We start from the raw sequence: 21,673 nt of genomic DNA on the forward strand, positions 1-21,673 counted from the left end.
AAAACACAAGTTAAATAACAAAACCCTCATAAAGAGGGTTTTGTTATTTATTTAAAACTGGAATTATTTATCTGTTTTTGGAGCTTCTGGTCTTGGCAATAACGCCTTACGGGATAACTTTAATTTACCTTGTTTATCAACATCAAGTAACTTAACCCTTACCTCATCACCTACTTCAAATATACCGTCCATTTTCTCAATCCTGCGGTGATCTATTTCAGAGATGTGTAACAAACCATCTTTACCTGGCATGATTTCAACAAATGCACCAAACGGCATAATTGATTTCACTTTACCTTCGTATATCTCGCCAACTTCTGGTTTAGAAGCAATATTGCGGATACGTGATAAAGCCTGATCGATAGATGCTTTGTTATCAGCAAAAATTTGAACGATACCCTGGTTGTCTTTTTCTTCGATAGAAATAGTTGCACCGGTTTCGCGTTGCATTTCCTGGATAATTTTACCACCGGGCCCGATAACGGCACCAATAAATTCTTTATCAATTTTAATGGTAACAATACGCGGAGCATGTGGTTTTAAATCAACACGCGGAGCAGTAAGCGTCTTAGACATTTCGCCTAAGATATGTAAACGACCATCTTTTGCCTGGTTTAAAGCGTTAGTTAACACTTCGTATGAAAGGCCATTGATTTTCAAATCCATCTGTACAGCAACAATACCATTAACAGTACCTGTTACTTTAAAGTCCATATCACCCAAATGATCTTCATCACCAAGGATATCAGACAGGATAGCGTATTTAGTACCCATTTCATTGGTGATCAATCCCATCGCGATACCTGATACCGGCGATTTGATCTTTATACCCGCATCCATCAAAGCCAATGTACCGGCGCAAACCGTAGCCATTGATGATGAACCGTTTGATTCTAAAATATCAGAAACGATACGGATTGTGTATGGGTTTTCATCCTCAGATGGTAATACTTGTTTTAATGAACGCATGGCCAGGTTACCGTGACCAATTTCGCGGCGACCAGCACCCCTGTTTGGACGAACTTCGCCGGTTGAGAAACCTGGGAAGTTATAGTGCAACAGGAATTTTTGATAACCATTGATGAACGCGCCATCAATCATTTGCTCATCATCCTTAGCACCCAATGTTACGGTGGTTAATGCCTGAGTTTCGCCACGGGTGAATACTGCAGAACCGTGAGCAGATGGTAAATAACTAACTTCGCTCCATATAGGGCGAATCTGGGTAGTTGTACGACCATCTAAACGTTTACCTTCATCTAATACAAGGTTACGGATAGCATCGTACTCTACATCATGATAGTATTTTTTAGCAAGGAATTTAGTGATATCATCAATCTCGCCTAAAGTAGCGATATAGGCATCACGAACTTCTTTGAACTTGGCAGAACGCTCATCTTTTGCAGATGCAGAAGATGCGATAGCGTAAACCTGGTCATAAGTAGCAGCGTAGATAGCTTTTTTCAAATCTTCATTGCTGTGCTCATGGCTGTAAACACGTTTTTCGGTTTTGCCAACTTCAATGGTTAATTCTTTTTGAGCTAAACACTGTAATTTAATAGCAGTGTGTGCAAATTTAATGGCTTCAACCAATTCAGCTTCCTGAATCTCTTTTGATTCACCTTCAACCATGTTGATGTCATGCTCGCTACCTGCTACAATAAATTCTAAAGTAGCACGCTCAAGCTGACTTAAAGTTGGGTTGATCACTAACTCGCCATCAATTTTAGCAACACGTACTTCAGAGATAGGGCCATTAAATGGAATATCAGATACAGCCAATGCTGCTGATGCTGCCAAACCGGCAAGGCAATCAGGCATGATGTCCTTATCTGCCGAAATTAAAGAAATCATCACCTGTGTATCAGCGTGATAATCTGAAGGGAACAACGGACGTAAAGCACGGTCAACCAAACGTGAGATTAAAACCTCATAGTCTGATAAACGCGCCTCACGGCGTAAAAAACCACCCGGGATACGTCCGGTGGCCGCGTATTTTTCTTGGTAGTCAACAGAAAGAGGTAAAAAATCAACTCCTTCTTTTGCTTCCCGTGATGATACTACAGTAGCCAATAACATGGTATCACCCATTTTAATAACTACAGAGCCATCTGCCTGTTTAGCCAGTTTACCTGTTTCGATCTCAATGGTGCGGCCGTCACCTAAATCAATAACTTTTTTAATTACGTTTAAACTCATCTTCTTTTGTTTGTGGTGCACTTTTCATCTTTCGGAGCACACCGGTTTTTTATGTGTGTAATATTAGTTTCAGTATATAATTGCCTGTTACCGGCAATGATTTATAAGCTTTTTAACAGGTGGCCTATAATGTATGCAAAAGTAAAAAAGCCATCCCCAAACTTGGGATGGCTTTTAAATAAAAAAGGAGAGAATTACTTAATGATATCCCTTAGCTGTAAAGCTTTGATGATAGCACGATATCTTTCAATGTCTTTTTTGAATAAGTATGCCAGCAATGCACGGCGTTTACCTACTAATTTTTGTAGTGACAACTGGGTTGAAAAATCATGTTTGTTCTTTTTCAGGTGACCAGTTAAATGTGCAATACGGGTGGTGAATAATGCTACTTGTCCTTCTGCAGATCCTGTGTCTGTAGCACCTTTACCGTGTTTTGCAAAGATCTCAGCCTTTGCTTCTTTACCTAAATACATTACTTGAATAATATTAAAGCGTTAAATATTCTGTTAATTGTGGGTGCAAAGATAGCGTGAATGTTTCACATATGCAAGGGAAATGACAAGATGCTTTTAGTACAAATGATAATATTTAGCCTGCCTTTTGATAAGGGATATTGAAGTAAAAACAGCTTCCTTTTCCAGCGTCACTTTCTACGCCAATGTTTCCTTGCTGTAAGACAAGAAGCTGGTGGCAAATATAAAGACCAAGGCCGGTACCCGGTTTACCCATTGAACGATCAGCCTGGTAATATCTTGTAAATAACTTGGCTTGTTTTTCTTTAGGAATGCCTGTTCCGGTATCTATTATACGCACTTCTAGTTTTTGCTGCTGTTCGTCAATCGACCGCAAACTAACCTTAACGGTTACGCCTCCACTCTCTGTGTATTTAATGGCGTTACCCAATAAATTAATCATCACCTGTTTTAGTCGGAAAACATCTCCAAGAACTAATACTTCTTCGTTCCCATCAAATTCTGCGGTTAAATAAATTTGCTTATTCTCTGCCAAAAAACTCATGGCCGCTATCGCCTGGCTAATTTCCAGGCAGGGGTTAAACTCAGATAAGTTAAGTACTTCATCTTTCTGATGATCTATCTTACTGGCATCCAAAATATTATTAATGGTTTCCATCAGCATTTGCGCCGCGTGATTCATGGATGCCAATCGTTTTTGCTGATCAGGCGCACGAATGGTCTTATTTAAAATATAAATTGTTCCTGTAATGGTTGTGAGCGGATTACGGATTTCATGACTCATAATGGCCAGCAACTCAGATTTTTGCTCGGCAAGAGCAACGGCCCTTTCATTTTCTGAAAGATAAAGATCTTCTGCCCTTCCTGCTTTGCGGATGTAAATAAGCAACAGAATGATAAAAACAAGGACCATAATAATGGCCACCCCTGTAAAATTGTTAAGCTCGCCCGTTGCCATCTGGTATTGCGCCAGTGCTTCATTCCGGCTTATATCCCAGGCGTTAATGTGCATATCCTTCAATTCCTGTATGAGCTGGTGAAGCTGGATAACCAGGTCAAGATTAGCACCAATCAGCTGTTTGTTTGACTGGGTAAGATGATTATTTTCTTCATTGAGCTCCCGCACCAGTTGTTCAACCGATAAATTCTGCTTTTTAACCAATGATCGCGTCACCGAATCGCTGATCTGTTTTACCCGGTTAACTGTAATCACCCTAACGGTATTACCCGCCTGGTTTTTATTGCTAAAGGCATCCCTAAGCCGCTTAAAGAACCCTTTTTTACTGCCGGGCGCTTTTATATCTTTTACCAAGGTATCAGCTTTGGCTTTTGTTATATTAGTATGGTGCCTGTGTTGATAAGCAGCCACAATAGTTTTATTGCTCTCCCCTTGTATGCCCCTAATGGTTGTTACCGTTAAAAGTGAATCAAACCGGTGTTTAAGTTCTAATACCTCTTTTGATATTTGTAATTTACGGTTAAATGCTTTTTCAAGCTGCCCCTTACCCTGTGGAAAATATTGAGGGATATTAGATTTATACTTATCGAGTATGATATTGATCTGGCTAAAAACATTGGTGAGTTTTGTTTTATAGGTTTCCAGTTTATCGCTGCCACCATATAAACTTGCCTTCTGAAAATCATTTTCGGCGCTGTTTAAATCCAACAGAATATTATTGATTTCCTGTGCCTGTAGCGGGTCTTTGTAGTGCTGGCCTACGTATTGCAGCTTTTCTGAAATGGAGTTTCTCAAAAACAGCGAGCCAGAAGTGAGGAGGAAAATAAATACCAGGAATATAATAAATATCCTACGGAGATAATGTGTTGATCCCGCTTTTGTAATTCCCGTATTTATCAGCATCGTTTAATCATTATAATAAGGAAAAATTAATTGGTTTAGGAGCTTATTAGTAACAGATTACCTACAGATGCCTTGCCATTTTAAATAGCCAATAAAATTTTTCAAATATAGGAATTTCATCCTTATTCATTTTTTAAAATACGCCATATAAAAGCAAATCAATAATACACAATTACATTGCGAGGCTAAATAATTGTGTATAAATAACATATACCCACAACACAAAATAAGCGCTGCAGGTCATAAACACTTTTACACGCAGTTTAAAGAATAAACTGAAGTATTTTTATAGATAATGGTATAAGGGAAATACTTTTATAAATGTACAGGATAAGCGGTTTCCTGCTTTGTTTCCGACAACACGAAAAAGCTTTGCATATTCAATACATCAGGCAACCCTGTTAGCTTTGTCATGAGCAATACATTATATTCGTTCATATCACTTATGGCTATCCGGAGTAAAAAATCAAAGTTCCCGGTCATATGGTAGCATTCCATAATTTCGGGCAACTTAACCACCTCCAGCTGAAAGGCCAGCAAAGCATCCCGGGAGTGCTCTTTTAACTGTACGTGGGTATAAGCGATAAGCCCGCGGCCAACCTTTTTAGGATCAACAATGGCCACATAGCGCTTGATGTATCCTTCATCCTCCAGGCGCTTTATCCTCAGATGGATGGGCGTAACACTTTTGTGCAGCAGGTAGCCTATTTCTTTATGCGTTATTTGCGCATCCTTCTGCAATAATTCTATAATAGCAACATCGGTATCGTCAAGTTGATTGTTCTGCATGGAAATATAAGCTATACTTTAATTAAAAATGGTTCAGCTTCATTAAAAGAAAGTACACCGGCTTCCAGCATAAAGTGCTCGGCCTGTTTTACCATGTTTACCGAGCCAATAAAAATTGGTGAACGCTGGTGTAGTTCCATTACATCAAGCTCCAGTATCCTGTGGCTACCATTAGTTGCCCTGCCCCCTGCCTGTTCTATAATAAAAGCCATTGGGTTACACTCATAAACCAGGCGTAATTTACCATTGGGAGCGGCGGCGGTAACCGGGTAAATAAAGATGCCGCCTTTAATAAGGTTACGGTGCAGGTCGGCCACCATTGAACCGATGTAACGCGAAGTGTAGGGCCGTTTAGTACTTTTATCCTCCACCTGGCAGTACTTAATGTATTGCTTTACCCCTTTAGGGAAATGCACATAATTCCCTTCGTTAATGGAGTAAATGAAACCATCTTCGGGGATTTGCAAATTGGGGTGCGATAAGCAAAACTCACCAATGGATGGATCAAGGGTAAAGCCATTAACGCCTTTTCCCGTAGTGTAAACCAACATGGTTGATGAGCCGTAAATTACATAGCCTGCCGCCACCTGGGCGGTACCCGACTGCAGCACATCAGCCAGCGTGGCAGGCCCCTCCTGCGATAATCTTCGGTAAATTGAAAAAATAGTACCTATGGGCACATTTACATCAATATTAGAAGAACCATCCAAAGGATCAATGGCCACAATATATTTGGCGTTATTTGCCACCGCCGCATCTATCCTGATGATATCTTCATTTTCTTCTGATGCTACTATGCAACATTCGCCACCGCTCGCCAGTGCAGATATGAATTGCTCATTGGCAAAAACATCAAGTTTCTGCTGACTTTCTCCCTGGATATTTATGCTCCCGGCTTGCCCCAGGATATCCATCAGGCCCGCTTTGTTCACCTCTCTGTTGACAATCTTAGCCGCGATTCCAATGTCGCGCAGCAGCCTGGAAAGCTCTCCTTTGGCGTACGGAAAATCGGCCTGTTTTTCAATAATAAACTGGCCCAAAGTTTTAACTATCGGCATATACTTAGTGTAAAGTTTACGTTTTAAATAATAATAATTGGTGCTTCCAAGTTAAGTACTTAAATCCTTAAAAAACAACATTTAAGTATAATTTTTTTTATAAATCGTTAAAATATCCGCATTATGCAAAAGATACTAAGTGTAAAACAGTCCAATTTTCAAACCTGTTATTTTGACATTAAACAGCGGGCAATAGCCGTTTTTTTTAAAAGCGATACAAATTGCCCCTTCTTTTAATCTTATCAATCACCAATTGCTGCATTTTTAGTTCTTTTTTCTAAATACTGCCAATCCTATAGTTTCAGAAACTAAATACACCAACCTTTACAGTATTCAGGATGACCAACATCCTTAGCTAACCAATTACAACAATTATAACCAATGAAGCCTGTAAAAATCCTGGTGATTGGTGCCTGCGGACAGATCGGCACCGAACTGACCCGTGCCTTAAGATTAAGGTATGGCAGTAACAATGTCATTGCGGCCGACCGTTTTTTCCGTAGTACGGATGATGGTCTTTACCGGCAACTGGATGTTTTAAATATTGACGCATTAACGCATCTCATCCGCGAGGAGCATATAACGCAGATATACCTATTGGCTGCCATGCTCTCGGCAAGCAGTGAGCAACATATCCATACCGCGTGGGAGCTTAACATGAATGGCTTGCTTAATGTGCTTAAAGTAGCGGCTTCCCAAAAGCTGGACAAAATTTTTTGGCCAAGCAGCATTGCCGTATTTGGCCCCGGATCTCCTAAACACCTTTGCCCGCAGGAACCAACTGCAGAACCAAACACGGTTTACGGCATCAGCAAACGGGCGGGTGAGTACTGGTGCCAGTATTATTTTGATAAATACGGGCTTGATGTGCGCAGTCTCCGCTATCCCGGCCTTATCTCTTACTCATCGCCTCCGGGCGGCGGCACCACCGATTACGCGGTTGATATATTTTACCAGGCCATTGAAAACGGCCATTATACCTGTTTCTTGCAGGAAGACACCTGCCTGCCGATGATGTACATGCCCGATGCCGTGCGCGCCACGATAGAGTTGATGGAAGCCCCCGCCTGGCAAATCAAAATACGCACATCCTACAATCTTTCTGCATTGAGCTTTTCACCATGTGATTTAGCGGCGGCAATTCAAAAATACATACCGGCTTTAGAGGTTACGTACCAGCCCGATAGCCGGCAGGCTATTGCAAGTAGCTGGCCGGCCAGTGTTAATGACCAATGCGCCCGCACCGATTGGAACTGGCAGCCACGGTTTGATCTTAATATGATGGTAAGAGATATGCTAAAAAACCTGAAACACAAAAAAAAGGCAACTGAAGCAGCGCAGATCTGGCTCAACGATGATAATTGTGTTTTTACAAGAATAGATGAAGCATGAGAGAACTGCAAATAACCCAAACCATTACCAACCGGGAAACCCGCGCGGTAGAAACCTATCTCCAGGAACTGGGCAAAATGAACCTCATCAGCTCCGAGGAAGAGGTAACACTGGCCAAACAAGTGAGGCAGGGAGATAAGGCGGCACTTGACAGGTTGGTTAAAACCAACCTGCGTTTCGTAGTTTCTGTAGCCAAAAAGTACCAGCATCAGGGTATGCCCCTATGCGACCTGATTAGCGAGGGGAACCTGGGACTAATCAAAGCGGCCAAAAAGTTCGACGAAACCAGGGGCTTTAAATTCATCTCTTTCGCGGTATGGTGGATAAGGCAGAGTATCCTTGCGGCCCTTACAGAAAACTCACGCATGATAAGGTTACCGATGAACAAGATTCACGATATATCAAAAATCAACAAAGCGATGGCCGTGGTTGAACAGGAAACCTTACGCAAACCTTCTGCAGAACAGATTGCCGAATACCTGGATATATCACCCGAAAAAGTTAATGAAGCTTTGTCTGTAGCGCCGTGGATAACCTCACTGGACAAGCCATTTGGGGATGATGATGACTATTCGCCTTATGAGCGGCTCTACGAAAAAGATAACAGAACTGATGCGGCCCTGATGGCTGAGGATGCATCATTGGAGATAACCATGCTCCTATCCCGTTTAAGCGAACGGGAACGTTCCGTAATCGATATGTCTTTTGGGCTTTCGGGAGATGGAGAAGTGCCCGCAGCAGAAATAGCCCGGTGTTTGGGGCTCAGCAGGGAACGGGTAAGGCAAATCCTGAATGAAGCCCTATATAAACTACGCAACATAAAATCCACATGAAAAAGGTAAATGATATTGCTCAGAACCTATCACTGAAAAACAGGATTAATTACCAGTTGCCAACTGTTAAATTGGTGGAACAATGCCTGCAAAGGCAGGAAGGCGTATTAAATGACACAGGGGCCCTGGTGATATGCACGGGTGAGTTTACCGGGCGCAGTCCAGCTGATAAATTCATTGTAAAAGATGCGCTGACGGATAAAACGGTTGACTGGAATAAATTCAACAACCCAATATCTGAGGCGTCTTTTCTAATCCTTCGCCGGGATATGACTGCCTACCTCAACCAGCAAGCCGAGGTATGGGTAAGGGATGGTTACGCCTGCGCCAACCCTGAATTTCAAATCAGCATCCGGATAGTAAATGAATGCCCTTCGTCAAATCATTTTGCCGCTAACATGTTTATTGCGCCGGTTGCTGATGAGTTGAAAACCCTGCAACCCGACTGGACCATCATCCAGGCTGCCGGGTTTAAAGCAAACCCTGCAAAGCATGGCACCAGGCAAGGTAATTTCACCATTGTTTCCTTTACCCATAAAACCATCCTTATAGGCGGTACCGGGTATACCGGCGAAATCAAAAAAGCCGTATTTACCGTGCTTAATTTTATTTTACCTGTTAATCACCGGGTGTTAAGCATGCACTGCAGCGCCAATGAAGGGCCGGAAGGCGACACCGCCCTGTTCTTCGGTTTAAGCGGTACCGGTAAAACAACGCTAAGTTCAGACCCATCCCGCAGGCTGATAGGTGATGACGAACACGGCTGGGATGATACGGGTATTTTTAATTTTGAAGGGGGCTGCTACGCAAAAGTCATTAACCTTTCCGAAGAGCATGAGCCGGATATTTACCGGGCTATCCGCAAAGGGGCATTGGTTGAGAATACCTGTTTTACCAGCGATACTAACCGGATTGATTTTGCAAACAAAACGATCACTGAAAATACAAGGGTAAGTTATCCATTAAATTTTATACCAAATACCAAAGCTCCTGCCCTATCCGGCATCCCCCAAAACGTGTTCTTTCTTACCTGCGATGCCTATGGCGTATTCCCACCAGTGAGCAGGTTAACCCATGAGCAGGCCATGTATTATTTTATCAGTGGATACACGGCCAAAGTTGCCGGCACAGAAGAAGGAGTAAAAGAACCGCAGGTTACTTTTAGCACCTGTTTTGGCGCACCTTTTTTGCCGCTGCATCCTAACCTTTATGCCTTACTGCTACAGGAGAAACTCGAAAAGCATCAAACCAAAGTATGGATGATAAACACCGGCTGGTCTGGCGGACCTTATGGAACCGGTAGCAGAATAAGCCTGGCATACACCCGGGCAATGATCTCTGCAGTTCTTGCCGGGCAACTGGAGAAGGTAGCTTACCGCTCGCACCAGGTTTTCGGCGTTTTTATTCCTGAAAGCTGTCCCGGCGTTCCTGCTGCTATTTTGAACCCAAGGGATACCTGGGCAAACAAACAGGATTACGATTTTATTGCGGGCAGATTGGCCGATAAGTTCAGGGAGAATTTTAAACCATACCAGGATCAGTTACCCTCATCATTGGCTCATGCCATGTGAAGCATATGCAAATTAACTGCGGCCCGGCCGTTGTTTACTGATTGATTAGGATTTTAAAATGTCCGTCTTGGGCGTTTTTTCTTTACAGAACCGTCTGGCTTCTCCACTTTGTGATAACCGGGTGATTCAAAAGAGGGTTTGCTTGCAACAGGCGATGGCTTTTGCGCAGACGCTCTTTTATCCTCGGCTATCCTCACACTTAGTTGCCTGGTTTCTATCTCCATACCGTCAAAAGCGGCGATAGCCCTGTCTGCACCCGCCTGATCGGTCATATGAACAAAGGCATAGCCCTTGCTTTCACCTGTATCTATATCCGTAACAATCTTCACCATTTCTACCTGGCCTTCAGCCATAAACAACTCCAGCAGTGCAATTTCCTGCATGGTTCGTGGTATACCCACAACAAATAATTTTACCATATTATAATTTTAGGTATTTTACCATATAAATCTACTCAAATAACGGAGAATAGTTTCCGGCAATCATAAATTGTGCAACGTGCACACCCCTTTTGCCTTTTAGCACATGTATACCAAAACATGTTTTTTAAAAAAATTCACCGTTCAAATTGTTCGTCCGTTGATGGTTTTTACAAAATCTTTGCCGCCATCATCCAAAACCAACACCCAGTCTTGCCCATACCCGTTTGTCGGCGGTATAACCTTTTTAGTTACGTTTGGCATGTTGCCAATAGCCGTCGTTTTTCCATCACGCGGGTTATACCAGTAAGCGTATAAATTGCCTAATCATATAATGTTAGTTCTGCTTTTATACCGCCGGGCTAACCATGTGGCAAATATAGCAGCATTATTATCATTAAAAACCTCCAGACCAGCGCCCCAGGTATTTTTATATAATTTATCACCCCATGTTGGCAAAACAGCAATATTCAGGTGATACTTTTCTGCCCGGTCAATAAAAACACATTTCCGCATGAACGAAGATAGGTAAAACGCTAATCACTAAGCCTTTATTTATTCAACCAACAGCGTAGCTTAAACCCCTATAAAAATACTTATAGTCAATAAAATAATAACCAATCACCTCATCAGTATACTCACTAACAATTAATTGAAAGAAACCGTTGCCAACCTAAAAATACCTCTGCCGTATAGGGGCAATTGGGCTGTGGCCCTGCCTGATGTTTGCCTAAAGCAGAAAAAATTTAAGAATGCAATCTCATGCCTAAAAAAGAAACTTCCACTACTAATAAATAAAATTATTTATTAAGAAACACGAAATGACTTAATAGTATCCAAATTATAAATTTGGCAATTTTTTATCCATAACGATGGCCGTATTTTGATTTTTACAATTTGATTTTATATACTTACAAAATCTATTAGGTAAGCATCCTGCTTACCATTGTGATAAGGTTTAGGTTTAAAGTCCCCGGCGGCGAGCGCTTAGGGGACTTTTATTTTGATTTCGAATATTCTGCAATATGGTGTTGCCACAAAACCTTGTATTATTACACTTGCTTTCAACAGAAATAATAAATACTGATCACATAAATTACCCGGTTGTTTTCGTAATTATTTTTTTTAAAAAAAATTCGCTTTCCTGCCAGCAATAAAAAGTAATTTCGCCACCTGTTCATTCAGGATACTACTTAATTAATTTATGTCTGCAGATAATTCCATTTCACCCGTTCAAGCCGACCTTGTCCAAATTATTTCTAAATATATTTTACTTGAAGAAAGCCGCAAACACTTAAAAGGGCGCTGCCCCTTTCATAAGGACCTGGCAACCTCGTTAATGGTTTCTCCTGATAAAAATATATTTCAATGCTTTGGCTGCGGCAAAGGTGGTGGCCCCGTTGAGTTTGTAATGGCAATAGAAAATAAAACACGCGAAGAAGCGATACACCTTATCGCCACACAAAAACCTTTTTAAAGGCGGCGGGTAGCTAAATATCATCTATATTTCCAGCCCACGTTCTCCGGCCATCCGAGAACTCCCCTTTTTAATGAAATAAAAAAAGAGGCTGTATCAATTTTACATGATACAGCCTCGTTAATTAAAGGCTTTAAAAAGCGGCTATCGGGCCCTGCTATCAGGGGAATTTAACACTGTTATATGAAGATATATCAGCCGAAGGAATATTAGCATTGTATTGTTTATTAATAGCGCTTATAAACTGATTAGCCACAACGGCATAACCCCTTGGCGTTAAATGTATCCCATCCAACGAAAAAATGCCCCCGCTAATATAATTGGAGTTTAAACTTACTCCATTAATAAGCAAGCCCGATTGTTTTATGTTATTCAGGAAAGTAAAAGCATCAAAAACAGCCAGGCCTTTTGCGGCCGCAACAGATTTAATGGTTCCATTGTAAGAGTTAACATAATCAAGTGTCATAGCTGCTTCGGCTTGATCAAGCACATATTTATTATCTATAGGGGTATAAGGCGTTAGTCCGTAAGGCAGGTTGCCAAATGGCGTTGATACAGGTGTCCCAATCATACTTGTTGGAAAAGTAAGTATGATTAAATCAGACGCTGTAGCGGCCCGCGGCGCATAAGTGGTACCAGACACCAGCGCGTTTATATAAATTGCTGTAACAGCCGGATTGACCTTCTTAACCCCCGCCAAAATTGCATTCACGGTTATTGTAGTAAAGTAAGGTACCGAAGTAACATCTGGTATAGTAGCCACCACACCTTTTGCGCCACCTGTGGTAAGCTTGCCAATAAGCAGGTTATATAGCTGTGCAAAGGTATTTTTGTCTGTTAAAACATCACCTACACCACCGGCTGTTGCATATCCAAGGGCATCGTTATTACCAAGCCAGTTGGAGAAAAAGGTAAAAGGCTTCGCGGTAACAAAATCAAGATACGTAGTATTGTTTGTAGGTGCGTTACCGGGCAGCAAACGTTCAAAGTACCCATTTAGATTACCGTATGGGGCATAGGTGATGTGAAATAATTTTATGCCCGGTACTCCATAATTATTAAGTTCGCCGGCATATTTGGTATATAAAGTAACGTTACCGAAACCAGGTACCGCTAAAAAACCTCTTATAGCCAGGTTTGTTGTTACCGGCGTAGTCATAGGAGTTCCATCTGCATTAAACCCGCCCAGTTTCAAATAACCAGAGCCATTTGCCTGTTCGGGGGTAAAAAGTGGTTGCGTAAATGCCCCTCCTCCTACGCTTAACATTTGTTTGGCAATGATACTTGGGTACGAGTTTAATTGTCCTTCGCGGTAAAGGCCACCATCAGCATAACCGGCGGTTAATGAATTACCCACGGATATATAGCGTGTAAAATCTGCGGATCCTTTGGATGGTTTAAAGGTATTAATCTCTGGCTTGCAGGCTGCAAAGCCCAATACACCAAGGATAAATAAGTAGCGATAGCAATATTGTTTAAAAGTCTTCATCTGTTTTGTTGTTTAGGATTTACCAGTGGTAAGCAAGAGAAATGCCGGGGATGTATACGTCGGTTTTAAATGTGCCTGATAGTTGCGATTGAGTATTGGTTTGCGTGCGCGACATCAGGTGCTCATATTCAAAACTAAAGTCAATATCAATGTGGCTGGTGGCATGATAGCCTAAACCTGTTGTTAAAAAAATACGATTAGCATCGGGTGCTTCCGGGGTAACGTAACCATCACGAACGGCTGTGCTGGCATAACCGCCACCGGCACGGATATCAAATTTGTTATTTGCCTTGTATTGCGCGCCTGCCCTTAATGAAACCGCGTTTTTATAGTTGCGCTGAGAGTAAGTATCCTGCAATTGAGCAGTATTGGTTGCATAATTAAAAGCAAGTTGCTTGTAAACACTCCAGTTTACGTAATTAACATCAAATGCCAGCATGAGTTTTTTGTTGGGATATATACCAAAACCGATTGATGCCGTTGCAGGCAGAGGTAAAGAGGAACTAAAAGTATTAGGCTGTGGGAAACTGCTCTGGAGGGAAGCCGGTACGGTAAATATCGCGTCTCCTTTTTTAATGGTGGTATTTATTTTTGACCGATAAGATAAGCCTACGGTAAACATCTCCGATGGCTTATAATAAATACCCGCGTTCCATCCGTATCCGTTACCACTTCCTTTTATCTCGGCTTGTCCGTCCTGCCCGTTTTGATTTGATATTGGGATGGCTTGGGTTAAATCAACTGTGCTGCGGTTATAAACAAAACCTGCACCTATACTTAAATTATTAGCCAGTTTAACACTCAATGTAGGCTGAAAATAAAAGGCTTTAAGATTAAGGCTTTCCAGCGAATATCTCCCGGCCCAATCATGGCCCCAATCGGTTAGCCCGCCAAAAGGCGTATAAACGGCCAGTCCAAGTTTCCACCAGGATGATTTTGGGCCTACCGCAGCGTAAACGCTAAATGGAGTGGCAACCTTGTTGGTGGTGTGGTACTGAGCCGATGTACCATTTGGGTTAAAAACGGATTTAAATACAAGCGGGCTTATTCCGGCCTGGATGTAATTACCGGGCAACATAACAACCGCGCCGGGGTTAAAAAATACAGAAGCTCCATCTTGCACCACCCCGGTGCCAGTGTGCCCCATCCCGATCTGTTTCTGACCTTCAAGGTTAACCTGAAATCCCTGGGCGAACGCCAGAACCGGTAATAACGCGAACGCTAAGAGTAATAGTTTTCTCATAATATAATTGGTATAATTTAGGCCGCAGTTTGGGATTGCGCCTATTGTTTATTAAAAATTAAAATTACTTCGTTAAACAATCAAAAAAAGGGCTATAATGCGGAGATATTAGTCAAAAAGTCGGTTATGAAATATTTAAACCTTTTTAAGCTTTAAAATGAAGAAGATAGGACAACTCAGTTTATCAAAGTTTGCGGACCTGTATGCGGACAAGCTGGTAGGCCCTGATTTTTTTATTACAGACGAAAAACAACTCCTCTCCCTTAGTGAATACCCTTACCGCTCAGATGGTTATATTATAGGTATCTGTACGCGCGGAACCGCGCTAGTAGAGGTAAACCTGCAGGTTTACGAAGCTAAACCTGATGCCATGCTACTGGCTACCCCTTTTCATGTATTAAGGATATACCAAAGCAGTCCCGATTTTTTGTGCAGATTTATTGTTTTTTCAAAAGCCTTCCTCATAGAAAATAATGTAAATAGTCATTTCCTTGAATCTTTCAGCTATTTTAAAAGTGCATCCCTGCCGGTAATCTATCCCGATCATGAGGATGCTAAAATGCTGCTTGAAATTTATGTCCTGCTTCAGCAAAAACTCGACAGGCAGGATCACCCCTACCGGATGGAGATTTCCAGGAGTATCCTTATTACACTATTATATGAAGTAGGATCTATTTATGAAAAACAGCATGTGATGGTTAAAGGAAAACTAAACCGTAAGCAGGAGTTGAATGTACTTTTCCAGGATTTAGTATTTCATCATTATAAAGAGCACCGTAACGTGCAATATTATGCCGATGCTTTATGTGTATCATCAAAACACCTTACCGAAACCATAAAAGATGTAACCGGCCGAACTGCAGGCGAATGGATAGACGACGCCGTGATTCTTGAAGCTAAAGTTTTGTTAAGGAACCAGGAAATCAGTATAGCTAATATCGCGTATGTAATTCATTTTCCGGATCAATCATCTTTTGGCAAATATTTCAAAAAACAAACCGGCTTATCACCTTCAGATTACCGGATGGCTATTCCCCGTTAGTTAAAGCCATACTTTAGCCAATATTCTTCTTTCCGACTTTTTGACTAATATCTCCGTACTGCCGCCCTTTGCGGCAGTAGCCTTCACTTCTAATTTTACCCCCTGATTATATAACCGGATGGCGCTTGCTATCAAAATAACAGGGGGCCGGTAAAGCCTTGTAAATTTTACCAGATTTAACATAATAACCTATATGAAGATATTAGTATACATTAGCCAGGTGCCCGATACTACCACCAAAATAATATTAAAAGATAATGACACGGCCATTAATAGCCAGGGCACTACCTATATACTCAACCCCTATGATGAGTGGTACGCACTGGTTCGTGCTATTGAGTTAAAGGAAAGCGGGATTGCTACTGAGATCCACCTGGTAACTGTTGGCAAAGCTGATGTTGAGCCGGTAATACGCAAAGCACTCGCATTGGGAGGTGATGAGGCTATCAGGATTGATGCCGAAAGTATCGACCAATACCAAACCGCAGTTTATATTGCCGATTACGCTAAAAATGCGGGGTACGACCTGGTATTTTGCGGTAAAGAGTCAATAGACTATAACAATGGTACTACAGGCGTCTTGCTTGCCGAACTGCTTGATATGGATTACATAGGTTTTGCCACAAGTGTAAAAATTGAAGGTAATGTGGCCGTAGTAAATCGTGAAATTGAGGGCGGTGAAGAAACCGATAGCTGCAACCTCCCGGTTGTAATTGCCTGCCAGAAAGGAGTAGCCGAAGCACGCATACCCAATATGCGGGGCATCATGGCTGCACGCACACGCCCGTTAAAAGTGATTGCTCCATCAGCCGTAACTCCTCTGACTGCTATACTATCATACGAATTACCACCTGCCAAAGCAGGCGTAAAATTGGTAAGCGCAGATAATATGGACGAACTGGTAGCCTTACTGCATACCGAAGCCAAGTCGATTTAATAAATAGTTATTAGTACTGTAAAAACATCAAACTAAATTAAAACACATGTCTGTAATTGTATTGGTAGAACATACCGGGGGAAATATAAAAAAGAAAAGCTTTGAAGCTGTACAGTATGCTGCCCAAATTGCACAACAAACAGCCACTACCGTAACGGCCGTTGTTTTAGGAAGCATAGCCGATGCAGAAATAGAGACGTTAGGAAACTATGGAGCCAGCAAGGTGATTCATATTTCCGATAGCCGCCTTGATGAGCTTCACGCCCGGGCTTATACTACCGCTTTGGTAAATATTGCCCGCGCAGAGGATAGCAAGATCATTATAACACTTTATGATATTAATGGCCGCGCCGTTGCGCCAAGGGTTGCGGCACAACTAAAGGCCGGCATGGTAGCCGGAGCGCTCTCCTATCCCAACCTTGATAAAGGGTTCGCTATTAAAAAGTCTGTTTTTTCGGGCAAGGCCTTTGCCTGGGTTAATGTACTGAGCGAGGTAAAAATAATTATGCTGATGCCTAATACCTTCCAGCTTAGTAAAACTGAAGGTAAGGCAACGATAGAAAAAAAGGACATCAGCTTTGGCGAAAAGGATTTTGGAATTAAGGTAACCGCCGTAAATAAAGTTACAGGCGAAATAGCGCTTGCTGATGCTACCCTTGTGGTATCTGGCGGCCGTGGCATGAAAGGCCCCGAAAACTGGGGGCTGATAGAGGACCTTGCAAAAGAACTTGGTGCTGCAACGGCATGCTCACGCCCGGTAGCCGATACACATTGGCGTCCTCATCATGAGCATGTGGGGCAAACCGGGGGAACCATACGCCCTGATCTTTATATAGCCGTAGGTATATCTGGCGCCATACAACACCTGGCAGGGGTTAATGGTTCAAAAACCATTGTTGTAATTAACTCAGATCCCGAAGCTCCGTTTTTTAAAGCTGCTAATTATGGTGTTGTAGGCGATGCTATGGCGGTTTTGCCGAAGCTGACAGCAGCCGTAAAAAAGTTTAAAGAACAACATCATTAATAGTAGTATGCACGTTTTTTATGAAGGCCAGGTACTATGGTCACAGATAGATGCCAACCAGCACATGAGGCATTCGGCTTATGCCGATCTTGCCGCACAGGCCAGGTTGAATATGCTCGAAAAAGTAGGCTTAAATCCCATAAAACTTTTTGGATTCAAAATAGGCCCGGTGCTTTTCAGGGAAGAGCTATTTTACCTGCGCGAAATAGCGCTGGGCGATTATGTTACTGTAAGCTGTGAAATTACCCGCTCAAGGGCAGATGGATCTCGCTGGACCATCAGGCATGACTTGTATCGTGGTGATGGTATCAAAGCTGCCGTAATTATTACCGAAGGTGCCTGGATTGATATGGAGAAACGAAAGTTAACCATATTACCTGTTGAGTTAAGCAGCCTATTTATGCACTCGCCCCGGAGCAGCGATTATGTTGAAGACTTCCCCAAACCAAAAGAATAATAGCCCTCAATTAACTAACCATAAAATTACACCCATGAGTTTGAAAGAAAACTTTGAAACAGCCGTTAAAGAAAGCAAGGAACTAACCAAACGGCCCGATAATGAAACGTTGCTTAAATTATACAGCTTATACAAGCAGGCTACCGACGGTGACATAAGCCCAGACACACCTGTACCAAACATGTTTGATTTTGTAAATAAGGCTAAGTATGAAGCATGGAAAAGGTTAACAGGAATAACGCCCGATACCGCGATGACTGATTACATTGATCTAATTGAACAGCTAAAACGCCCGGCGTAAACTGCAATTAAAACAACCGAAATTTTGACAAATGTTTCCGCCATATGGCCCTATAGAATCCCTTACTTAATAGGATATTTGTTAACATAAACCAATTATAAATTATTCACCGCTCAGGTGGTTAAGTTTTCTGTTAAGATGCATTTGATTACTGCCAGGTTGCAGAGAGCTTCATGCAGGTGCTTTTTAGAATTATTTAATCACATGGCTATAACCCTAAAACAATGTCAGTTTGTAAAAAACATCTCACCAGGTTAGTATTAATAATGCTCACCGTAGTATCCGCAGGGTTTGTAACCAAAGCGCAGAGCGAAAAAGACAAAATTGAAGGCTTGTGGTATAATGATGTTAAAAGTGCCAAAATACAGATAACGAAAGAAAAGGATGGCAAATTTTATGGCAAGGTGGTTTGGCTTAAAGAACCATTAAAAAACGGCAAGCCCAAAGTTGATGAGCTTAACAGCGACGAAAAATTGCGCACCCGGCCCAGGCTTGGCCTGCCTGTATTAACGGGCTTTGAAAAAGATGGTGATGATAAATACACAAACGGTAAAATTTATGACCCTAACAACGGTAAAACTTATAGCTGCAAAATTACCCATAAAGGTAAAACGCTTGATATAAGGGGTTATATCGGCATCTCGCTATTTGGGCGTACCACCACCTGGGAAAGAGCAGAATAAATTATAATAAAAAGATCTATCTACATTAATACAAGCATAAACACATGAGTGCTAAACGAATTATAAAAAAAGTAGCTGTATTGGGTTCGGGTGTGATGGGCAGCCGTATAGCTTGCCATTTTGCAAACATTGGCCTGGAAGTACTGCTATTGGATATTGTACCAAAAGATGCCGATGCCAAATCAAGAAATAGGCTGGTAAATGATGCGCTGGCGGCAGCTTTAAAATCAAACCCCTCTCCCGTTTATTCGAAGGCCGTGGCTAAAAATATCAGCACCGGAAATTTTGATGATGATATGCCCAAAATCGCCGGCTGCGACTGGGTAATTGAGGTGGTGGTTGAGCGGCTTGATATTAAGCAAAAAGTATTCGAGAATGTAGAGAAATACCGTAAACCCGGCACCCTCATCACTTCCAACACATCGGGCATCCCTATTCACTTAATGGCCGAAGGACGAAGTGACGATTTTAAAAAGCATTTTTGCGGCAGCCATTTCTTTAACCCGCCCCGGTATTTGAAATTGTTGGAGGTGATACCTACCAGTGATACCTTGCCCGAAGTTGTTGATTTTTTATTGCATTACGGCGAAAAATACTTAGGCAAAACAACGGTATTAGCAAAAGATACGCCTGCATTTATCGGCAATCGTATCGGGGTGTTCAGCATCATGAGCATATTGCATTATGCAGAAAAAACCGGCATCTCCATTGAAGAAGTTGATAAACTTACCGGCCCGGTAATAGGTCATCCTAAATCGGCCACTTTCCGTACCAGTGATGTGGTAGGCCTGGATACCATGGTGCATGTGGCAAACGGCTTAAGCCAGGGCGTTCCCAATGATGAAGCTAAAGATCTGTTCCAGATTCCGGAGTTTGTAACCAAAATGGTGGCCAACAACTGGCTGGGCAGCAAAAGCGGACAAGGCTTTTATAAAAAAGAAAAAATTAACGGCGCCAACGTATTTTACACGCTCAACCTAAAATCGCTTGAATACGAGCCATCTAAAAAGGTAAAATTCCCATCGCTTGAAACAACCAAAACGGTTGATAATTTAAAAGAGCGGATGAAGATACTTTTTGCCGCTAAAGACAAGGCCGGCGATTTTTACCGTGCCATATTTTATCAGCTGTTTGCCTATTCCAGCAATCGTATCCCCGAAATTTCTGATGAACTATATAAAATAGACGCCGCTATGAATGCCGGCTTCGGCTGGGAAACAGGTCCGTTTGAAAAATGGGATGCACTGGGTGTTGAAACCACTGTTAAAGCGATGGAAGCCGGGGGCCACAAACCTGCACAATGGGTTTATGATATGCTGCAAAGCGGCGTAGCAAGCTTTTATAAAATACAGGATGGCAAACGCCTTTATTATGATATCAAATCCAAAGCATACCAGGTAATTCCCGGTACCGAAGATTTTATCCTGCTGGATAATATCCGCGCGGCAAATACCATCTGGAAAAACAGCGGCACTACCATTACCGATCTTGGCGATGGCATCATTAACCTGGAATTTCATACCAAAATGAATACCATTGGCGGCGAAGTGATAGAAGGCATTAACAAAGCCATTACCCTTGCCGAGCAAAGTTATAAAGGGCTGGTTATCTCCAACGAAGGTGGAAATTTCAGTGCCGGGGCCAACGTGGGAATGATATTTATGATGGCCGTAGAGCAGGAATTTGATGAATTGAATATGGTGATCAAAGCATTTCAAAACACAATGATGCGTATCCGGTATTCGTCTATCCCTGTTGTAGCAGCTCCCCATCAAATGGCCTTGGGAGGCAGCTGTGAGCTGTGTTTACATGCCGATAAGGTGGTAGCGCATGCCGAGCTTTATATGGGTTTGGTTGAATTTGGAGTTGGCCTGATTCCCGGTGGTGGTGGTACCAAAGAGTTTGCCCTGCGTTTAAGTGACGAATTGCAGGATGGCGACATCGAACTAAACAATTTCCGGGACAGGTTCCTGACCATTGGCCAGGCTAAAGTGTCCGCCTCAGCACAGGAAGCTTTTGAGCTGGGTTATCTTAAAAAAGGACGGGACATGGTTGTTGTATCCCGCAACAGGCTGTTATCCGAAGCCAAAAAGCAGTGCCTGGTAATGGCCAATGAAGGCTATGTACAACCGGTCCAGCGCAAGGATATCAGGGTATTGGGTAAACAGGCGCTTGGACTGGCTTATGTAGGTGCAAATACGATGTTTAGCGGTAATTATATCAGCGAGCATGATGTTAAAATATCACAAAAACTGGCCTACGTACTTGCAGGTGCTGATCTATCGCAGCCAACATTGGTAAGTGAAGAGTATTTATTGAACCTGGAACGCGAAGCCTTTTTGTCACTCTGTACCGAGCGCAAAACATTAGAGCGGATACAATCCATTTTAACCGGCGGAAAAGCATTAAGAAACTAATTTAAACA

The 21,673-nt window shown here is 42.2% G+C and carries 20 protein-coding genes and 1 pseudogene; 11 read left to right on the plus strand and 10 right to left on the minus strand.

The window, feature by feature from the left end; genetic code table 11:
• Positions 1-63: 63 nt before the first annotated feature.
• The 5 genes from pnp to fbp form a co-directional block, all read right to left on the minus strand.
• Positions 64-2,199, minus strand: coding sequence for a polyribonucleotide nucleotidyltransferase (pnp, locus tag AC1D0K_RS04010; protein WP_295715373.1), 2,136 nt, complete (start codon positions 2,197-2,199; stop codon positions 64-66).
• A 194-nt stretch (positions 2,200-2,393) separates the two neighbouring features.
• Positions 2,394-2,672 (minus strand): 30S ribosomal protein S15, encoded by a 279-nt coding sequence (gene rpsO, locus AC1D0K_RS04015; RefSeq protein WP_076379122.1) that lies wholly within the window; start codon positions 2,670-2,672, stop codon positions 2,394-2,396.
• Positions 2,673-2,787: 115 nt separating this feature from the next.
• Positions 2,788-4,533, minus strand: a complete 1,746-nt coding sequence (locus tag AC1D0K_RS04020; protein WP_477394719.1) for a sensor histidine kinase — start codon at positions 4,531-4,533, stop codon at positions 2,788-2,790.
• A 315-nt stretch (positions 4,534-4,848) separates the two neighbouring features.
• A complete protein-coding gene (locus AC1D0K_RS04025; protein WP_295715380.1) occupies positions 4,849-5,322 on the minus strand; it encodes an Lrp/AsnC family transcriptional regulator in 474 nt (157 codons plus the stop codon).
• Between the two features lie 11 nt (positions 5,323-5,333).
• Positions 5,334-6,380 carry a class 1 fructose-bisphosphatase gene (fbp, locus tag AC1D0K_RS04030; RefSeq protein ID WP_477394721.1) on the minus strand — a complete coding sequence of 349 codons (1,047 nt, stop codon included), beginning with the start codon at positions 6,378-6,380 and terminating at the stop codon, positions 5,334-5,336.
• A gap of 381 nt (positions 6,381-6,761) precedes the next feature.
• On the opposite strand from fbp, the gene AC1D0K_RS04035 reads away from it, so the two are divergent.
• From AC1D0K_RS04035 to pckA, 3 genes are read left to right on the plus strand one after another with little or no spacing between them, the layout of a single operon-like run.
• Positions 6,762-7,772: an NAD-dependent epimerase/dehydratase family protein gene (locus tag AC1D0K_RS04035; RefSeq protein WP_477394723.1), complete on the plus strand. Its 1,011-nt coding sequence runs from the start codon at positions 6,762-6,764 to the stop codon at positions 7,770-7,772.
• Complete coding sequence (locus tag AC1D0K_RS04040; protein ID WP_477394725.1) at positions 7,769-8,605, plus strand: sigma-70 family RNA polymerase sigma factor; 837 nt, start codon at positions 7,769-7,771, stop codon at positions 8,603-8,605. Before AC1D0K_RS04035 ends, AC1D0K_RS04040 begins: the two co-directional genes overlap by 4 nt.
• Complete coding sequence (pckA, locus tag AC1D0K_RS04045; RefSeq protein ID WP_477394726.1) at positions 8,602-10,176, plus strand: phosphoenolpyruvate carboxykinase (ATP); 1,575 nt, start codon at positions 8,602-8,604, stop codon at positions 10,174-10,176. Before AC1D0K_RS04040 ends, pckA begins: the two co-directional genes overlap by 4 nt.
• A 53-nt stretch (positions 10,177-10,229) precedes the next feature.
• Here pckA and AC1D0K_RS04050 read toward each other — a convergent pair whose 3' ends face one another.
• From AC1D0K_RS04050 to AC1D0K_RS04060, 3 genes and pseudogenes are all read right to left on the minus strand, one after another.
• Entirely contained in the window at positions 10,230-10,595 is a 366-nt protein-coding gene (locus AC1D0K_RS04050; protein ID WP_295715390.1) for an RNA recognition motif domain-containing protein, read from the minus strand.
• Between the two features lie 144 nt (positions 10,596-10,739).
• Positions 10,740-10,901 (minus strand): annotated as a pseudogene (locus AC1D0K_RS04055) (putative collagen-binding domain-containing protein); the annotation flags it as partial.
• 21 nt (positions 10,902-10,922) lie between these two features.
• Positions 10,923-11,111, minus strand: a complete 189-nt coding sequence (locus tag AC1D0K_RS04060) for an apiosidase-like domain-containing protein (RefSeq protein WP_477394728.1) — start codon at positions 11,109-11,111, stop codon at positions 10,923-10,925.
• Positions 11,112-11,799: 688 nt separating this feature from the next.
• Here AC1D0K_RS04060 and AC1D0K_RS04065 point away from each other — a divergent pair.
• Complete coding sequence (locus tag AC1D0K_RS04065) at positions 11,800-12,072, plus strand: CHC2 zinc finger domain-containing protein (RefSeq protein WP_295715394.1); 273 nt, start codon at positions 11,800-11,802, stop codon at positions 12,070-12,072.
• Between the two features lie 160 nt (positions 12,073-12,232).
• On the opposite strand, the gene AC1D0K_RS04070 is transcribed toward AC1D0K_RS04065, so the two are convergent.
• Positions 12,233-13,561, minus strand: a complete 1,329-nt coding sequence (locus AC1D0K_RS04070) for a G-D-S-L family lipolytic protein (RefSeq protein WP_477442727.1) — start codon at positions 13,559-13,561, stop codon at positions 12,233-12,235.
• Between the two features lie 19 nt (positions 13,562-13,580).
• The gene (locus tag AC1D0K_RS04075) at positions 13,581-14,804 is read right to left on the minus strand and encodes an OmpP1/FadL family transporter (protein WP_477394734.1); all 1,224 of its coding nucleotides are present in this window, start codon (positions 14,802-14,804) and stop codon (positions 13,581-13,583) included.
• A 157-nt stretch (positions 14,805-14,961) separates the two neighbouring features.
• Between AC1D0K_RS04075 and AC1D0K_RS04080 the strand changes: the two genes are divergently transcribed.
• From AC1D0K_RS04080 to AC1D0K_RS04110, 7 genes are all read left to right on the plus strand, one after another.
• Entirely contained in the window at positions 14,962-15,846 is an 885-nt protein-coding gene (locus AC1D0K_RS04080) for a helix-turn-helix domain-containing protein (RefSeq protein ID WP_295715401.1), read from the plus strand.
• A 193-nt stretch (positions 15,847-16,039) separates the two neighbouring features.
• Entirely contained in the window at positions 16,040-16,783 is a 744-nt protein-coding gene (locus AC1D0K_RS04085) for an electron transfer flavoprotein subunit beta/FixA family protein (protein ID WP_477394736.1), read from the plus strand.
• A gap of 46 nt (positions 16,784-16,829) precedes the next feature.
• Complete coding sequence (locus tag AC1D0K_RS04090; RefSeq protein ID WP_477394738.1) at positions 16,830-17,807, plus strand: electron transfer flavoprotein subunit alpha/FixB family protein; 978 nt, start codon at positions 16,830-16,832, stop codon at positions 17,805-17,807.
• Positions 17,808-17,814: 7 nt separating this feature from the next.
• Positions 17,815-18,264 (plus strand): acyl-CoA thioesterase, encoded by a 450-nt coding sequence (locus AC1D0K_RS04095; protein ID WP_477394740.1) that lies wholly within the window; start codon positions 17,815-17,817, stop codon positions 18,262-18,264.
• A gap of 34 nt (positions 18,265-18,298) precedes the next feature.
• Positions 18,299-18,565, plus strand: a complete 267-nt coding sequence (locus tag AC1D0K_RS04100; protein ID WP_477394742.1) for an acyl-CoA-binding protein — start codon at positions 18,299-18,301, stop codon at positions 18,563-18,565.
• A gap of 224 nt (positions 18,566-18,789) precedes the next feature.
• The gene (locus AC1D0K_RS04105) at positions 18,790-19,248 is read left to right on the plus strand and encodes a DUF2147 domain-containing protein (RefSeq protein ID WP_477394744.1); all 459 of its coding nucleotides are present in this window, start codon (positions 18,790-18,792) and stop codon (positions 19,246-19,248) included.
• Positions 19,249-19,292: 44 nt separating this feature from the next.
• Positions 19,293-21,665 (plus strand): 3-hydroxyacyl-CoA dehydrogenase NAD-binding domain-containing protein, encoded by a 2,373-nt coding sequence (locus AC1D0K_RS04110; protein ID WP_477394746.1) that lies wholly within the window; start codon positions 19,293-19,295, stop codon positions 21,663-21,665.
• Positions 21,666-21,673: the final 8 nt, after the last annotated feature.

Source organism: Mucilaginibacter sp. P1_A3 (assembly GCF_056406855.1).

Coding starts and splice junctions, on each gene's coding strand:
- AC1D0K_RS04050 (WP_295715390.1), bottom strand. CDS start 10,595: ATGGTAAAATTATTTGTTGTGGGTATACCACGAACCATGCAGGAAATT.
- AC1D0K_RS04060 (WP_477394728.1), bottom strand. CDS start 11,111: ATGCGGAAATGTGTTTTTATTGACCGGGCAGAAAAGTATCACCTGAAT.
- pckA (WP_477394726.1), top strand. CDS start 8,602: ATGAAAAAGGTAAATGATATTGCTCAGAACCTATCACTGAAAAACAGG.
- fbp (WP_477394721.1), bottom strand. CDS start 6,380: ATGCCGATAGTTAAAACTTTGGGCCAGTTTATTATTGAAAAACAGGCC.
- AC1D0K_RS04075 (WP_477394734.1), bottom strand. CDS start 14,804: ATGAGAAAACTATTACTCTTAGCGTTCGCGTTATTACCGGTTCTGGCG.
- rpsO (WP_076379122.1), bottom strand. CDS start 2,672: ATGTATTTAGGTAAAGAAGCAAAGGCTGAGATCTTTGCAAAACACGGT.
- AC1D0K_RS04085 (WP_477394736.1), top strand. CDS start 16,040: ATGAAGATATTAGTATACATTAGCCAGGTGCCCGATACTACCACCAAA.
- AC1D0K_RS04025 (WP_295715380.1), bottom strand. CDS start 5,322: ATGCAGAACAATCAACTTGACGATACCGATGTTGCTATTATAGAATTA.
- AC1D0K_RS04100 (WP_477394742.1), top strand. CDS start 18,299: ATGAGTTTGAAAGAAAACTTTGAAACAGCCGTTAAAGAAAGCAAGGAA.
- AC1D0K_RS04035 (WP_477394723.1), top strand. CDS start 6,762: ATGAAGCCTGTAAAAATCCTGGTGATTGGTGCCTGCGGACAGATCGGC.
- pnp (WP_295715373.1), bottom strand. CDS start 2,199: ATGAGTTTAAACGTAATTAAAAAAGTTATTGATTTAGGTGACGGCCGC.
- AC1D0K_RS04095 (WP_477394740.1), top strand. CDS start 17,815: ATGCACGTTTTTTATGAAGGCCAGGTACTATGGTCACAGATAGATGCC.
- AC1D0K_RS04070 (WP_477442727.1), bottom strand. CDS start 13,561: ATGAAGACTTTTAAACAATATTGCTATCGCTACTTATTTATCCTTGGT.
- AC1D0K_RS04110 (WP_477394746.1), top strand. CDS start 19,293: ATGAGTGCTAAACGAATTATAAAAAAAGTAGCTGTATTGGGTTCGGGT.
- AC1D0K_RS04090 (WP_477394738.1), top strand. CDS start 16,830: ATGTCTGTAATTGTATTGGTAGAACATACCGGGGGAAATATAAAAAAG.
- AC1D0K_RS04080 (WP_295715401.1), top strand. CDS start 14,962: ATGAAGAAGATAGGACAACTCAGTTTATCAAAGTTTGCGGACCTGTAT.
- AC1D0K_RS04040 (WP_477394725.1), top strand. CDS start 7,769: ATGAGAGAACTGCAAATAACCCAAACCATTACCAACCGGGAAACCCGC.
- AC1D0K_RS04065 (WP_295715394.1), top strand. CDS start 11,800: ATGTCTGCAGATAATTCCATTTCACCCGTTCAAGCCGACCTTGTCCAA.
- AC1D0K_RS04020 (WP_477394719.1), bottom strand. CDS start 4,533: ATGCTGATAAATACGGGAATTACAAAAGCGGGATCAACACATTATCTC.
- AC1D0K_RS04105 (WP_477394744.1), top strand. CDS start 18,790: ATGTCAGTTTGTAAAAAACATCTCACCAGGTTAGTATTAATAATGCTC.